The sequence below is a fragment of the Bartonella sp. AU16XJBT genome (assembly GCF_028618665.1).
Lineage (GTDB): Bacteria > Pseudomonadota > Alphaproteobacteria > Rhizobiales > Rhizobiaceae > Bartonella.
The window spans coordinates 24108-38930 of record NZ_JAQITF010000008.1 but is presented as its reverse complement, the minus strand read 5'-3'; the positions used below and the strand labels follow the sequence as shown (position 1 = coordinate 38930).

Sequence of the window (14823 nt, the reverse complement as noted above, 5' to 3'; positions counted from 1 at the left end):
TGATATGTGCAAGAGTATATTTTAAAAGCTTGTATAATATTGTTTCTATGAGGGATAAGGAAACAATTTGCAACAGCTTTATTTAAGTAGTCATTGATAAGAAAAGTTCAGTTTATAGTGAACATTAGGCTTTCAGATGGATAAAATAGCGAATCAGAATGATGAAACAATAGACAGTTTTCATCGTGGGAAATTTTATTTGGTTCAACCACGTGTATATGGTCATCGCTCTGGGATAGACGCTATGTTATTAGCTAGTTTGGTACCCACTGATTTAAAGGGAAAGGTTGTTGATTTAGGGGCGGGGGCTGGAGCAGCAGGGTTGGCCGTTGCTTCGCGTTGTCCGCAAGTTCATGTTACATTGGTTGAACGCTCATCTTTTATGGTATCTTATGCACAAAAAACACTTATGCTAAAGCAAAATGAAAAACTTGCTGAGCGGATTTGTTTGCTAGAAGCAGATGTTACTCTCAAAGGGAATGCTCGTATAAAAGCAGGTTTGATAAATAATAGCTTTGATTTTGCCATTATGAATCCACCTTTTAATAATCCTAACGATCGTAAGACACCTGATAAACAAAAATCTGAAGCACACGTTATGCCTGAAGCGATGTTTGATAAATGGTTACGCAGTGCGGCAGCCATCGTTAAGCCAGGTGGATATTTAGGGCTCATTGCGCGTCCACAATCTCTAAGGGATATCTTGCATGCTTTAGAAGGCCGCTTTGGTGGTATCTGTATCATTCCCATTCATGCACGTGCAACAACTCCGGCAATTCGTCTTTTATTTTACGCAAAACGGGGGAGTAGAGCAGCTTTATCTATTTTACCGGCATTGGTTATACATGAAGGGAATAGCCATATTTTTTCACCACGGATTGATGCAATCAATAATGGATATATAAGCTTGTGGGAACTTTTGTAATGGTCTCTTGTGTTTTTCAGTTTATTATTTAAAGTCTAAACTTTATTAAGGAGGCGTAGCTTTGGGTGAAGTTATATTTCTGGTTGTAATGTGGGGATTGATTGGCGCTTTTGGATGCTATCGCGTTTTTCCTTTTTGTTGTCCTTGCCTATTTAATTGTTCTTAAATTAAGGAGATTTTGTTTTGATGGATATTTTAAAAAATCTTATTCCACGCCGTTTTTCTTCCAATAAACTTGAAATTCCTGTTGTTCGCCTTAAAGGGGCGATTATGGATTCATCATCTATATCTCGTACGCTTTCCCTCAGTAGATGTGCTAATCTTTTAGAGAAGGCTTTTGCGTACAAAAAAGCACCGGCTGTTGCAATTATTGTTAATTCTCCTGGTGGTTCTCCAGTGCAATCACGTTTTATTTTCAAGCGTATCCGCGATTTAGCAGAAGAAAAAAATAAAAAGGTTCTTGTATTTATTGAAGATATCGCGGCATCTGGTGGTTATATGATTGCTTGCGCGGGGGATGAAATTTTTGCAGATCCTTCTTCGATTGTTGGTTCCATTGGGGTGGTTTCAGCTTCTTTTGGTTTTCCGGAACTTTTGAAAAAAATTGGTGTGGAGCGGCGTGTATATACGGCAGGAAAAAACAAAGTTACACTCGATCCATTTCAGCCTGAAAAAAAGGCAGATATTGAGCATTTGAAATCTCTCCAACTTGAAGTGCATCAAACTTTTATTGATTTGGTTAAAGAACGGCGTGCTACAAAATTATCAGATGATTCGAATCTCTTTACAGGAATGTTTTGGAGTGGAAAAAAAAGCGTTGAACTTGGTCTAATTGACGGGTTGAATGATGTCCGTTCTGTTATTAAGGAGCGCTTTGGTAGTGATGCAAAACTTCGATTTATTACACCTCCAAAAAGTTTTTTAGGGTTTAAAACGCCTTCAGGAGTGACTGCTCATACAGTTTATACGGCTGTTGATAGTGCATTGATGGCAGCAGAAGAGCGGGCGCTTTGGCAGCGTTACGGTTTGTGATAGACAGGATCATTCAAGCAAGAGTTTTTTTTATCTAAAAAACAAATGTTAAAAGAAAAAATGCTTGAAATGATACGAATGAGAACGTGTCGTTTATTTTATGAGAGTTCTTCATAATATTTATTGTTTTTTTAGAAAAAATTAAGAATATTTCGAACTGTTTATAGGGTTGGTGTTAAAAGTATGAATAAAAGGGGATAGTTGTAAAAGAACCCTATAAAAGTGAATATTACGTCATATGATATCGGATGTACTAGTTTCGTTCCAAAGACATGTTTTATGTGTTTACACCCATTAAATTGAATTTAGCTCTGCATGTTGTAGGGCAACGTGCTGATGGTTATCATTTAATAGAAAGTTTGGTTTATTTTAGTCTGAGCGGTGATTGTCTACACTACGCGCCTTGTGAAAGTGATCGGTTTGTTTTAACGGGACCGTTTGCAAAAGAACTTGTGTCTCATTCAAACAATTTGGTTATTCGCGCACGAGACTTTATGCATAAGACTTTCCCTGAAAGTGCTCAACCTGCTTTTTTTCGACTTGTAAAAACACTCCCTATTGCTTCAGGCATTGGTGGTGGCTCAGGTGATGCCGCAGGGGTTATCAGTATATTGCGTCGACAATGGAATCTTGATTGTTCTTGCGAAAAATTAGCAAAAATGAGTTTAATCCTTGGTGCTGATATTCCCATGTGTCTTTTTGCATTGGAATATCAGCAGCCACTTTTGGTTAAAGGGATTGGCCAAGAGATTATACGACTCAAAGAAGCTTGTTCTCTTGCGATAGTATTGGTTAATCATGGACAAGAGATTTCAACACAAGCTGTTTTTAAAGCGTTAGACAAGCGCCATCATTCTCCTTTAAAAATTGATCCAGTCGCTTTAAAGAGTGTTGATTTATTGGTTGAAGCTTTACAAGAAACGCGAAATGATCTTTTTTCTCCAGCATTAAAAATGGCACCTCAGTTAACACAAGTGTTATCTATATTAGATGAATGTGGCTCTCTTTTTTCTCGCATGTCCGGAACGGGGGCAACTTGTTTTGGCATTTTTAAAAATCAACAAGCAGCGCAACAGGCAGCTCTTTTTATCAAATCAATGCACCCAAATTGGTTTGTTAAACCGATCATGACTTTGGGGGCTATTTGAGAAATAAAGGCTTTCATTTTATCATGATTCTATTATACAGAATGAAGAAGGGAACTAAAGAAATCTCTTTTTTTGTTTTTTAGATAAAATGAATACATGCTATAATAATCTTTTAGAAGAGAAAATGGACGATAAGATAGTCTTTAATTTCGTATTTTATTTCTACCTTTTGTGCAATAATTCACGCAATGTTTGAAGAGCTATTTAAAACTGTAACGCTTGCAAAAAATAAGCAGATTGCAGAAATGGATGGGTATTTGTTGTATTTGTGATTTATCAAAGAGGTTTAATTTGCCACTTCAACCAAATTTTTTGTGCGAATTAGATTTGCAGAAACAAGGTTTTTTTCATATAGCAGGGGTTGATGAAGTAGGACGGGGACCTCTCGCTGGACCTGTGGTAACGGCAGCGGTTATCTTGGATAAAGATCATATTCCTGATGGGTTAAATGATTCAAAAAAGCTTTCCTTCCTTCAACGGAGTAGGCTTTATCATGAAATCTTGCAAAGTGCATTAGCGGTGTCAGTCGCTAGTCTTTGCGCTCGTACAATTGATCAATCTAATATTAGAAAAGCAACTTTGGAAGCAATGCGTCGCTGTATTACAGGATTAGCTGTTCCAGCTCACTATGTACTTGTTGATGGACGTGATATCCCTTCTCAGCTATCCTGTCCCGCAACGGCATTGATTAAGGGTGATCAGCGTTCGGTTTCAATTGCAGCTGCATCTATTATTGCGAAAGTAACGCGTGACCGGATGATGGAATGTGCTGGACAAGTTTATAAAGGGTATGGTTTAGAGAAGCATGTAGGGTATGCAACATTAGCCCATCGTAGGGCTCTTGATAAATATGGTCCAATTGTAAGATTACATCGTTATAGTTTTGCGCCACTCAAAGAGCGTTATAGGAATGATGTGTCATGACGATTCGACCACTCAATAGCGTTTCGATAAAAGAAGCAATAGCGCTTCTTGAACAAGGCAGGTTGGTAGCATTACCAACGGAAACTGTTTATGGATTAGCGGGCGATGCAACCAATGGAAGGGCGATCTCTTCTATTTTTTCTACAAAAAAGCGTCCACAATTTAATCCTCTTATTGCGCATGTCAACGGTATTGAAATGGCGGAGCGCTATGTTGAAATTGATTTTCTTTCGCATCGACTAATGGAAGCGTTTTGGCCAGGTCCTTTGACATTGGTTTTACCTTTAAAGGAACAGCATAATATCCATCCTTTAACAACGGCCGGTTTGAATACATTGGCTATTCGTTTTCCAGATAGTCGTTTTGCGGAAATTGTACAATGTTTTGGCCGTCCACTTGCTGCGCCTAGTGCGAATCAATCGGGGAGTCTTAGTCCTACTTCGGCTGAGGCTGTTTTTGCATCTTTGGGGGAATCTGTTCCTTTGATATTGGATGGAGGACCTGCTAGAATAGGGCTTGAATCAACGATTATTAAGATTTGTGGTGAAAATATTTATCTTTTACGTCCAGGGGGGCTTTCGGCTGATAAAATTGAAGAAGTTGTGGGGAAGTCTTTAAAACGGAGAGATCAAAGGGCGGCGATTGAAGCTCCAGGGATGTTAAAATCACATTATGCTCCCAATGCCGCGATTCGTTTGAATGTAGAAAAGGTGGAAAATGGTGAAGCGCTTTTAGCATTTGGTCCAAAGCGTGTTATGGGGGCTGAGAATGCTGTTTTTATTTTAAACCTTAGCGAAGAAGGAAAGTTGGAAGAAGCAGCTTCTCATTTATTTCAATACATGAAGGAATTAGATTCATTTAAAGTGAGATGTATAGCCGTAGAACCTATTCCATCATATGGATTAGGAGAAGCTATCAATGATCGTCTTATAAGGGCTGCAGCTCCAAGGGAGAAATGAACATGGAGCAGGAATTAATTGAGAGGTTTAGAGAAATTGTTGGTGCCAAGCATGCTATAACAGATCAGGCGTTGATTGCACCGTATTTGCTTGAAGAGCGAGGGCTTTTTCACGGCAAAACACCCTTACTTTTACGTCCATCTTCACCGCAAGAAATCTCATTGATTATGCAGTTAGCGAGTAAAACACGCACACCAATTGTACCTCAAGGTGGAAATACAGGGCTCGTAGGGGGGCAACAACCAGATGAAAAAGGAGAGAGCGTTCTTTTATCCATGGAGCGATTAAATAAGATTAAAGCGATGAATCTTGAAGGGAATTTTGTTGTTGTAGAAGCTGGTGTTATTTTACAGGATTTACAAAAAAAAGTGGATGAATCAGGCCGTTTTTTCCCTCTTTCTTTGGCATCTGAAGGTTCTTGCCAAATAGGAGGAAATCTTTCATCAAATGCTGGAGGGACAGCTGTTTTAGCTTATGGCAATATGCGTGACCTTTGTCTTGGTTTGGAAGTTGTTTTACCGGATGGCCGTATTTTGGATGATTTGCGCTTTATTAAAAAAGACAATAGCGGTTACGATTTGAAAAATCTTTTTATTGGTGCAGAAGGCACATTAGGCATTATAACTGCAGCCGTTTTGAAGATTTTTCCAAAAATAAAAGGAAAAGCCGTTGCTTTAGTGGGATTACATAGTCCAGCGAAGGCTCTTGAATTTTTATCTTTGGCTCAAGAATATGGGGGAGGGATGGTGACGGGCTTTGAGCTTATGGGAAACCTCAGTTTGCAAATGGCTTTAGATTATAAGATGTGTGAGCAGTCTCCCCTCCAACAGAAACATGAATGGTATGTATTAATGAACATTTCATCGTTGCAAGGTAATGATGAGGCGTTATCCGTGTTGAGTATTATTTTAGAAAAAGCCTTAAAGAGGGCGGTGATAGAAGATGCAATTATTGCGCAATCTTTAAAACAGCAAGATTTTTTTTGGCAATTGCGAGAAAGTATATCACCGGCACAAAAATTGTTGGGAGGATCTATTAAGCACGATATTGCTGTACCGCTTGCTTCCATTTCTGATTTTATTGCTGAGGCAGCACTTATTGTTGAAGATGTTGCTCCAGGGGCGCGGGTGGTGTGTTTTGGACATATGGGTGATGGAAATTTGCATTATAATGTTACACAACCGACAGGTGCTGATACGACAGCATTCTTGCAGTTATGGCCAAAAATGAACCATCGCATTCATAGGTTAGTGATGGATTATCAAGGTGCATTTTCTGCTGAGCATGGAATTGGTCAGCTTAAGCGCGAAGAACTTCGTTCTTTTAAATCGCCTGTCGCATTGGATATTATGCGAGGGATTAAAAAAACACTCGATCCTTTAGGAATCATGAATCCTAGAAAAGTATTATAATTCAAAAATGCTGATCATGTATTTTTGTTTAGATTTTAATAACCAAAAAATAAACCAGTTGTTTTTTATTCAAACTTTTAATAATCCAATGAGGAAAAGCTGCTAAAAGGTGTATGTTATTTAAGATAAATTGGGACACTGTATATGGCTAATCAATGCTTTAATCAGGCAAAAGCGGTGCTTGAATTTCGGTTAGATCCGTGCCATTTGCCACAAACGACGACATATTTTTCATCCAAAACGGGCAATAAGGTCATTTGTTCGTTAAATGAGCGCGGTGTTTTTTTTAAAATGGATAAGCCTTCAAGCTTATCGCATTTAGTGCCCTCTTATCATTTTAAAGGAATTGCGGCACGTACCGTAAAAACATGTTCAGGAGAGAGAGCTGTTGCATTAGAATTACTTCATGCAGATGAGGAATCTTGTATTCCGCTTTTGGTTTCCAGAGATTTGAATAATGTTCTTCTGGATTGGCGGTTGTGGGCGGATACTTATGATCTTCCCATGCTTATGATTAATGAAGATGAGCGCATTGTGGTTGTAAAAGATCGCTCTGATTTACATCGATTTTTTGATACAGCGTCGCATTCTAAACAAAAGCGTTTTTTTCTTCGTTATAGCAATCCGTTAGGTTTGCGTTTGGTGATTGCAAATCGAATTACACTGCAATAATATTAATATGTATTCATTTTTTTCGATTATAAGCATTGATCTTGTTGTGTCGTAAAACACTGTTATTTAGCGCACTGATATAAGGCATGCACAAGCTTCACATATGAGGTGTTTTTAGAGGACGTGGTAAATAGTCTTCAGTTTGTTTGTCGAGCCTTACAGCAGTGAAGTACATGAGTGGGAAGACAAGGGGAACAAACTCAATAAGAAATCTGACTGTTTAGAGCTCGGTTTTGGCGGGAGTTCTAGCTCTTTAAGGCAAAGAGGAAGTCAAGGATTGCAAATGAGAGTTTTTTTGACAGTACATATTGGCAGCAGAAATTGATTAATATTAAATGCTTTTTTTATTGATGATGTAATTTTTGTTTTTGCTACATCGTTAAAACACGAGCAAATGGCGGGGAGTGTTTTTTACTTCCTTTTTTATAAAGCAAGTTATTGATTTATAAAAATAATGAATCATTTTGTCATATTAAATGAGAGCTACGAATATAATATTCTCATTTCTCTCTTATAATCAAAATCATTTTCTTGCACGTTATCAAGAGGGAATGCTCATGTGGATGAAAAGTACTCAAAAAGAGCAAAAACTCTCTGATAAGTTTTCTAGATAACAAGAGTTATCGGTAACATTGGGCGTTGGATCAAACGATAGTATCGGTTTTTTTCTTTATTTCGTTAAGATTGCAGAATGGGTTTATACTCTTCACGGTTAAGATCGTGAAATGGGAGAAAGAGCATGAGATATATTGCTTTGTTCTTGAATAACATGAAGCGCATTCTTTTTTAGGTATTTTATTTTTTAAAGGAAAATATATTCATTTTTTCCCAAAGTTATGGACAATGCAAAACAATAAGAAAATTCATGTATCATGCTCTTAGGTGAAAGAATCAAATCGTAAAAAAGAATACCAAAAGATTTAGTTTTCTCGCGCAATGGCTCGCCATCCGATATCACGACGAACAAAGCCTTCTGGCCAATCAATACAATCAACAGCTTCATAAGCACGTTTTTGTGCGTGTGTAATCGTTTTTCCTGTTGCTGTTATATTGAGAACACGTCCACCATTTGCAATAAGTTCTCCATTGCACAATGCGGTACCAGCTTGGAAAACTTTCACATCCGGAAGTGTGTTTACTTTATCAACGTTACGGATAACAGTTCCTTTTTGGGGAGAGCCTGGATAACCATTAGCAGCCATAACAACGGTGATAGCAGTTTTTTCAGACCATTGAAGAGGTTTATTTTCAAGTTTTCCTTGAGCAGCAGCAAGAAAAATCGGTAGAATATCATCTTTGAGGCGCATCATTAAAACTTGACATTCAGGATCACCGAATCGTACATTAAATTCAATGAGTTCGGGTCCTTTTTGCGTTATCATTAATCCGACGAAGAGAATGCCTTTAAAAGGGGCGCCCATTTCATTCATGCTTTTTAAAGCGGGTTCAACAATTTCTTTGAGGGCGCGATTCACCATTTCTTCGGTCATGATGGGTGCTGGTGAATAAGCCCCCATACCACCGGTGTTTGCTCCAGTATCTCCATCCCCCACACGCTTATGATCTTGAGCAGATCCAAAGGGAAGGGCAATTTTACCATCACAAAGACAGAAGAAGCTTGCTTCTTCGCCTTCAAGAAAAGATTCTACAACAATTTTGTTTCCTGCATCTCCAAAGGCACTTTTGAAGCAGGCATCAACGGCGTTAAATGCTTCTTCTATCGTTGTTGCAACCACAACACCTTTGCCAGCTGCTAAGCCATCGGCTTTAATGACAATGGGAACACCTTGTTGATGAATGTAAGCTTTGGCTTTAGCCGCATCATTAAAGCATTGGTAACTTCCTGTAGGAATGTTATTCTTACAACATAAATCTTTTGTAAAAGCTTTTGAACCTTCTAGTTGAGCAGCTTTTTGAGTAGGACCAAATACACAGATGTTGGCGCTATTAAGAGAGTCGGTTATACCTGCAACCAATGGTGCTTCTGGTCCCACAATCACAAGATCAATAGAATGTGCTTTACAAAAATCAATAACAAGGGGGTGGTCATCAATGTCTAAATTAATATTTTCACCAAATTCTGTTGTGGCAGGATTTCCAGGAGCGCAATATAACTTTTTGAGCAGTGGTGATGCTGCGATTTTCCATGCTAAAGCATGTTCTCGTCCACCTGAGCCGATAAGAAGAATATTCATTGCTTGCTCCTCTCATAAAAGATGATTAATTTCATCTTCTTCTCATAAGAATGAAATGTCTCTATCGCAAGACTAAAGGTAAATCATTTGATGAAAAAAAATAAAAATATTCCCCATGTTCAGTCCCATGATAGCCAAGGACGGGTTATGGATGCATCTTCCAAACAATGGGTCTATAATTTTCTTCCCTGTTCTTTATGGTTTTATGCGCAATTGGCGCGTTGGGATCGGCCTATCGGATGGCAATTGTTGATGTGGCCTTGTTTTTGGTCAACAACAATGGCTTTTCTCTCTTATGACATGCATTATGAGCCTCTTTTATCAATGCTTCTTCATTGGGTTTGGTATCTTTTTCTTTTTTTTCTGGGATCCGTCGCTATGCGAGGGGCTGGATGTACTTGGAATGACCTTATTGACCATAAAATCGATTCTCAGGTAGAAAGAACACGTTCTCGTCCATTACCGACAGGTCATGTGAGTCGGTTTCAAGCAAAAGCTTTTATACTTGTGCAATGTTTGGTTGGTTTAGGCGTTTTATCACAATTTAATAGGTTTAGTTTTTTTCTAGGCATTTCGTCATTGATAGCCGTTGCATTTTATCCTTTTATGAAACGCGTAACCTATTGGCCGCAGTTTTTTTTAGGCGTTGCATTTAATTGGGGAGCATTAATGGGGTGGGCCGTTGTGTTTGGAAGTTTAAGCTGGGAACCAATTTTACTTTATGTGGGATCAATCTTGTGGACCATAGGATACGATACAATCTACGCACATCAAGATAAAGAGGATGACATTACTGTTGGTATCGGTTCTACGGCGCTTCTCTTTGGTAAAGGCACTAAGCGTGCTTTAGTATTTCTGTATGGTGGTTTTGTCGTATTCGTTAGTTTAGCATTTTATTTGGCTAAAGTTCCTCCATTGAGTTTTTTGGGAATTTTTGTGGCAAGCATCCATATGTTTATTCAAATTAAAGTCATTGATATAGATGACAGTGCACAATGCCTTAGGCTTTTCAAATCTAATTCGTTTATTGGTTTTGTGATTTTTGCTGGTTTAGTCTGTGGTGGTCTATGGATGATATTTTATCCTACAGTTTAACAACACGTTAAAGTTATGTATTCTATAATGATGGGGAGAAGAATGAAAATACAAAGATACTTTCATTGATTTTAAAGTTTATTATTCTTTGAATTTTCAAAGCTTGTTTGTATTTTATGATTAGTTTCGTTCCAGATTTTTCTGGTTCGAAACGACGCTTTTATCAAATTTTATTGAAATGAAAATAGTTTTTAGGAGGAATGAACAATTTTTTAATTGAAAGTGCACTTTCTCTTCAATAAGCTTGTCGCTAACCTATCTTCAAGCGATAGAGAATATTATCAATCAACTTTTATCGTAAAAATAAAATTCTTCTTTAAATGAAATAAATCATCTCCTTTTAGAATTTTGCAAATAGACAATAATCGTTTAACTGTCAGAAAAAACTCATAACGATGAAGCTTGAAGGATTAGGGGTAGAGTTTTTGTCTTTTCCAATTGTTGTTTTCAACACAATCGCGTGTAAAAAGCAGACGATCATGTAGACGAAATGGGCGGTCACGCCAGAATTCAATAGAAAGGGGTTTAACACGAAAACCAGACCAATAAGGTGGTCGTGGAATAGGGCCTAGAGCATAACGCGCAGTATATTGAGCAATTGCCTTTTCGAGCACAAAACGATTTTCTAATGGTTGAGATTGTTTAGATGCCCATGCACCAATTCGACTCCCACGGGGGCGTGATTGGAAATAGGCATCGGCTTCCTGGGGACTTACTTTTTCAACAATTCCTCTTATTCTGACCTGACGATGGAGCGATTTCCAATGAAACCCTAAGGATGCTTTCATTGATTTTAAAATTTCTTGCCCTTTACAGCTTTCATAATTGGTATAGAAGACGAAGCCTTGAGGACTATAATCTTTGAGGAGAACCATACGAACATTAGGAAGTCCTGTTTCGTCAACTGTTGCGAGTGCCATAGCATTCGGATCATTTATTTCGCTGATCGTTGCTTCTTCAAGCCACTTTGCAAAAAGTTCAAAAGGTTTTTGCATTTGCATAAAATGATCGTCTGTTGGTATTTTATGGCTCATAGTGTCTCCAAATGTCAGTGAGCATAGGGCATTTTCTCATTTACTTTTTCATCAAGAAGTAAAGTACCATTTTTTCTTATTTTCAAAAAGCCAATGCTTTCATATATTTTTAACGCGTATTTTTATGGAGGTCTCGTTATTTTTGTCTTTAGCATAGACGACAATAAGCTATATTAAATAAATATCTCATTTTATCTGGTATTTTAGTTTCTTGATAGACATATAAAAGAAAAGAAGAAATTATTCTCTAGAATAGACTGATAAAGCTATGAGGGGTATTGAGCAACGTATCCGTTGATATTTTGAAAACGAAAAAATTGAAAAGAGGGCAATATGCGTGATCCCTACACGATTCTGGGTGTGGCACGTACCGCAAAACCGCAAGAGATTAAATCAGCATTTAGAAGATTAGCAAAGAAGTATCATCCAGACCACAATAAAGATGATGCAAAGGCTAAAGAAAAGTTTGCTGAAATTAATCAAGCTTATGAAATTATAGGTGATAAAGATAAAAAGGCACAATTTGACCGCGGTGAAATTGATATGGAAGGCAAACCGCTTTATCAAGCCTATGGTGCTGGTGAAAATTTTAGTAATAAACAAAATCCCTTTTCAGGAAGAGCGAAAGGATTTGATTTTTCCTCTTCAGGGGGACCAGGTTTTGATGCGAGTGATATTTTTCGCGATCTATTTGGGGGAGGTGGTAGCTTTTCAAATTCCACACACTATAATCGCCCTCAACAAGGAGCCCATATTCGCGCTAATCTTACCATAACATTAGAGCAGATGGTTGGCGCAGAAAAGGTGGAAGCTGTTTTTCCTCATGGAAAAAAGTTAAAAATTAAACTTCCCGATTATATTGAAGATGGGCAAACTATTCGTTTAAAAGGTCAGGGAGAAGAGGTTCCTCATGGGCAAGCAGGAGATGCGTTGATTACCATTCAGATTCAAAAACATCCTCGTTTTCGGGTTGAAGGAAGGGCGCTTCATCTTGATTTACCCGTTTCTCTTAAACATGCTGTTTTGGGAGCAAAAGAAGAAGTTGAGACATTGGAAGGACGTGTGGTTTTAACGATTCCTGCTTGGTCAAGTTCTGATCGCGTTTTGCGGTTGAAAGGAAAAGGGCTTCGTTTAAAAAATGGTACAAGAGATGATCTTTATGTGCATGTTCGTGTTATGTTGCCGGAAAGTGAAAATGCTGCGCTAGAACAGTTTTTGCAAACGCAAAAAGATTAATTTTTAAAATTTTTTATATATACAAAGTGTGGTTTTTGTTTGATTTTAAACCAATTACTTGAAGAAAAAGTTGACCTGTGTCATAGGCAGATGAATAATATTAATTTTAAGTAACAATGGGGCAGTGCTGATGGCGAAGGGTAATGGTTTATTGTACGGTAAGCGTGGTTTAATTTTGGGGTTGGCCAATAATCGCTCCATCGCTTGGGGAATCGCTAAAGCAGCAAGTGCTGCAGGAGCAGAGCTTGCTTTCACCTATCAGGGTGAAGCAATGAAAAAGCGTGTTGAGCCTTTGGCTGAAGAATTAAAAGGGTTTGTTTGTGGACATTGTGATGTTTCTGACAGTACCTCTATTGATACAGTCTTTAGAGCCATAGAGAAGAAATGGGGTAAACTTGATTTTTTAGTTCATGCTATTGGTTTTTCTGATAAAGATGAATTAACTGGTCGTTATGTTGATATCAGCGAATCAAATTTTATGATGACCATGAATATTTCGGTTTATTCCCTAACAGCGCTAACAAAGCGTGCAGAAAAGTTGATGTTAGACGGTGGTTCAATTTTAACACTAACCTATTATGGTGCGGAAAAGGTTGTTCCCAATTATAATGTTATGGGGGTTGCCAAAGCAGCTCTTGAAGCGAGCGTGAAATATTTAGCGGTAGATTTAGGCCCCCAAAATATTCGTGTTAATGCGATATCAGCTGGACCAATTAAAACGTTAGCGGCTTCAGGTATTGGTGATTTCCGTTATATTCTAAAATGGAATGAATATAATGCTCCCTTACGTCGTACGGTATCGATTGAAGAGGTGGGTGATTCTGCTCTTTATTTTCTCTCGGATCTGTCTCGTTCTGTTACCGGTGAAGTTCATCATGTCGATTCAGGCTATAATATCATCGGTATGAAAGCCGTTGATGCACCAGATATTTCCGTCGTTAAAGAATAAGTTTGGTTTAAGGACCCGTATTGGACAGCGGTGATTTGACCAAATTTGAAGCGGCTAAGAATATTTGTAGTAAAGAGCGGTTTTGTGTAAAGCTCAACATGCGTTGTCGTTGCGTATATTTGACAGAGAAATGGATCTTTTTTCATGTCGCATAATACATTTGGTCATTTGTTTCGTGTAACAACATGGGGTGAAAGTCATGGTGCTGCTCTTGGTTGTGTCATTGATGGTTGCCCACCCGGAATTATTTTTACTCTTGCAGAAATTCAAGCTTATCTTAATAAGCGTAGACCCGGGCAATCTAAATATACAACGCAGCGCCGAGAACAAGATCAAGTAGAAATTCTTTCAGGAGCGATTGCGCAGGAAGACGGGACGACATTAGTTACAACAGGCACGCCAATTTCTTTGTTGATTCGAAATACAGATCAACGCTCTCAAGATTATGGAGAAATCGCTCATCAATATCGTCCTGGTCATGCAGATTATACGTATGATGTTAAATATGGCATTCGTGATTTTCGGGGGGGGGGGCGTGCTTCAGCACGCGAGACGGCAGCACGCGTTGCGGCTGGTGCTTTGGCTCGTAAAGTTGTGCCTCATTTGGTTGTACGAGGAGCCGTGGTAGCAATTGGTCCCCATCATATTAATCGTGATCGTTGGGATTGGTCAGAGGTTGAAAATAATCCTTTTTTTACAGCTGATGCAGAGATGGTTCAGATTTTTAGTGATTATATCAGTAAAATCCGTAAAGATGGTACATCTGTTGGTGCGGTTGTGGAGATCGTTGCAGAAAATGTTCCGGCAGGTTTAGGAGCCCCTATTTACGCAAAACTTGATCAAGACATTGCATCATTCCTTATGTCAATTAATGCGGTAAAAGGGGTTGAAATTGGTGATGGTTTTGCGGCAGCCCGCTTGAGGGGAGAAGAAAATGCCGATGAAATGCGGATGGGAAATGATGGAAAACCACTTTTTTTATCCAATCATGCTGGGGGTATTTTAGGGGGAATATCGAGTGGACAGCCAATTGTTGCACGTTTTGCTGTAAAGCCTACTTCATCCATTTTAACGCCTTGTCGCTCCATTGATGTTGATGGTCATGATGTAGACGTTATAACGAAGGGACGTCATGATCCATGTGTTGGGATTCGTGCCGTTCCTGTTGGTGAAGCGATGGTAGCTTGTGCTATTGCTGACCATTATTTAAGACATCGCGGTCAAGTTGGGTGATTGAGAAGG

12 protein-coding genes and 1 pseudogene are annotated in these 14823 nt (G+C 38.6%); 11 read left to right on the top strand and 2 right to left on the bottom strand.

Annotated features, from left to right (window positions below; translation table 11 throughout):
- The first annotated feature begins 136 nt into the window (after positions 1 to 136).
- The 7 genes and pseudogenes from PVV66_RS06005 to PVV66_RS05975 all read left to right on the top strand — a co-directional run bounded on the left by PVV66_RS06005 (position 137) and on the right by PVV66_RS05975 (position 7072).
- On the top strand, positions 137 to 925 hold the full coding sequence (locus PVV66_RS06005; RefSeq protein WP_273718973.1) for a tRNA1(Val) (adenine(37)-N6)-methyltransferase: 789 nt from the start codon (positions 137 to 139) through the stop codon (positions 923 to 925).
- Between the two features lie 186 nt (positions 926 to 1111).
- Positions 1112 to 1957 carry a S49 family peptidase gene (locus tag PVV66_RS06000; protein ID WP_273718974.1) on the top strand — a complete coding sequence of 282 codons (846 nt, stop codon included), beginning with the start codon at positions 1112 to 1114 and terminating at the stop codon, positions 1955 to 1957.
- A gap of 238 nt (positions 1958 to 2195) precedes the next feature.
- Positions 2196 to 3105, top strand: a pseudogene (locus PVV66_RS05995) (4-(cytidine 5'-diphospho)-2-C-methyl-D-erythritol kinase).
- A 249-nt stretch (positions 3106 to 3354) separates the two neighbouring features.
- On the top strand, positions 3355 to 4029 hold the full coding sequence (locus tag PVV66_RS05990) for a ribonuclease HII (protein WP_273718975.1): 675 nt from the start codon (positions 3355 to 3357) through the stop codon (positions 4027 to 4029).
- Positions 4026 to 4988 carry an L-threonylcarbamoyladenylate synthase gene (locus PVV66_RS05985; RefSeq protein ID WP_273718976.1) on the top strand — a complete coding sequence of 321 codons (963 nt, stop codon included), beginning with the start codon at positions 4026 to 4028 and terminating at the stop codon, positions 4986 to 4988. Before PVV66_RS05990 ends, PVV66_RS05985 begins: the two co-directional genes overlap by 4 nt.
- A gap of 2 nt (positions 4989 to 4990) precedes the next feature.
- Positions 4991 to 6400 (top strand): FAD-binding oxidoreductase, encoded by a 1410-nt coding sequence (locus PVV66_RS05980; RefSeq protein ID WP_273718977.1) that lies wholly within the window; start codon positions 4991 to 4993, stop codon positions 6398 to 6400.
- 144 nt (positions 6401 to 6544) lie between these two features.
- Positions 6545 to 7072 (top strand): DUF6101 family protein, encoded by a 528-nt coding sequence (locus PVV66_RS05975; RefSeq protein ID WP_273718978.1) that lies wholly within the window; start codon positions 6545 to 6547, stop codon positions 7070 to 7072.
- Between the two features lie 920 nt (positions 7073 to 7992).
- Here PVV66_RS05975 and purD read toward each other — a convergent pair.
- Positions 7993 to 9267: a phosphoribosylamine--glycine ligase gene (gene purD / locus PVV66_RS05970; RefSeq protein WP_273718979.1), complete on the bottom strand. Its 1275-nt coding sequence runs from the start codon at positions 9265 to 9267 to the stop codon at positions 7993 to 7995.
- Between the two features lie 90 nt (positions 9268 to 9357).
- Between purD and ubiA the strand changes: the two genes are divergently transcribed.
- The gene (gene ubiA, locus PVV66_RS05965; protein WP_273718980.1) at positions 9358 to 10362 is read left to right on the top strand and encodes a 4-hydroxybenzoate octaprenyltransferase; all 1005 of its coding nucleotides are present in this window, start codon (positions 9358 to 9360) and stop codon (positions 10360 to 10362) included.
- A gap of 410 nt (positions 10363 to 10772) precedes the next feature.
- On the opposite strand, the gene pdxH is transcribed toward ubiA, so the two are convergent.
- Complete coding sequence (pdxH, locus tag PVV66_RS05960; RefSeq protein ID WP_273718981.1) at positions 10773 to 11396, bottom strand: pyridoxamine 5'-phosphate oxidase; 624 nt, start codon at positions 11394 to 11396, stop codon at positions 10773 to 10775.
- Between the two features lie 333 nt (positions 11397 to 11729).
- Here pdxH and PVV66_RS05955 point away from each other — a divergent pair, with 333 nt between their 5' ends.
- From PVV66_RS05955 to aroC, 3 genes are all read left to right on the top strand, one after another.
- The gene (locus PVV66_RS05955; protein ID WP_273718982.1) at positions 11730 to 12632 is read left to right on the top strand and encodes a J domain-containing protein; all 903 of its coding nucleotides are present in this window, start codon (positions 11730 to 11732) and stop codon (positions 12630 to 12632) included.
- Between the two features lie 130 nt (positions 12633 to 12762).
- On the top strand, positions 12763 to 13581 hold the full coding sequence (fabI, locus tag PVV66_RS05950) for an enoyl-ACP reductase FabI (protein WP_273718983.1): 819 nt from the start codon (positions 12763 to 12765) through the stop codon (positions 13579 to 13581).
- Positions 13582 to 13725: 144 nt separating this feature from the next.
- Positions 13726 to 14814: a chorismate synthase gene (gene aroC, locus PVV66_RS05945; RefSeq protein WP_273718984.1), complete on the top strand. Its 1089-nt coding sequence runs from the start codon at positions 13726 to 13728 to the stop codon at positions 14812 to 14814.
- The last annotated feature ends 9 nt before the right edge of the window (positions 14815 to 14823 follow it).

Excerpts from the sequence above, each read along its gene's own strand:
- PVV66_RS06005 (WP_273718973.1), top strand. The coding sequence starts at position 137 with ATGGATAAAATAGCGAATCAGAATGATGAAACAATAGACAGTTTTCAT.
- PVV66_RS06000 (WP_273718974.1), top strand. The coding sequence starts at position 1,112 with ATGGATATTTTAAAAAATCTTATTCCACGCCGTTTTTCTTCCAATAAA.
- PVV66_RS05990 (WP_273718975.1), top strand. The coding sequence starts at position 3,355 with ATGGGTATTTGTTGTATTTGTGATTTATCAAAGAGGTTTAATTTGCCA.
- PVV66_RS05985 (WP_273718976.1), top strand. The coding sequence starts at position 4,026 with ATGACGATTCGACCACTCAATAGCGTTTCGATAAAAGAAGCAATAGCG.
- PVV66_RS05980 (WP_273718977.1), top strand. The coding sequence starts at position 4,991 with ATGGAGCAGGAATTAATTGAGAGGTTTAGAGAAATTGTTGGTGCCAAG.
- PVV66_RS05975 (WP_273718978.1), top strand. The coding sequence starts at position 6,545 with ATGGCTAATCAATGCTTTAATCAGGCAAAAGCGGTGCTTGAATTTCGG.
- purD (WP_273718979.1), bottom strand. The coding sequence starts at position 9,267 with ATGAATATTCTTCTTATCGGCTCAGGTGGACGAGAACATGCTTTAGCA.
- ubiA (WP_273718980.1), top strand. The coding sequence starts at position 9,358 with ATGAAAAAAAATAAAAATATTCCCCATGTTCAGTCCCATGATAGCCAA.
- pdxH (WP_273718981.1), bottom strand. The coding sequence starts at position 11,396 with ATGAGCCATAAAATACCAACAGACGATCATTTTATGCAAATGCAAAAA.
- PVV66_RS05955 (WP_273718982.1), top strand. The coding sequence starts at position 11,730 with ATGCGTGATCCCTACACGATTCTGGGTGTGGCACGTACCGCAAAACCG.
- fabI (WP_273718983.1), top strand. The coding sequence starts at position 12,763 with ATGGCGAAGGGTAATGGTTTATTGTACGGTAAGCGTGGTTTAATTTTG.
- aroC (WP_273718984.1), top strand. The coding sequence starts at position 13,726 with ATGTCGCATAATACATTTGGTCATTTGTTTCGTGTAACAACATGGGGT.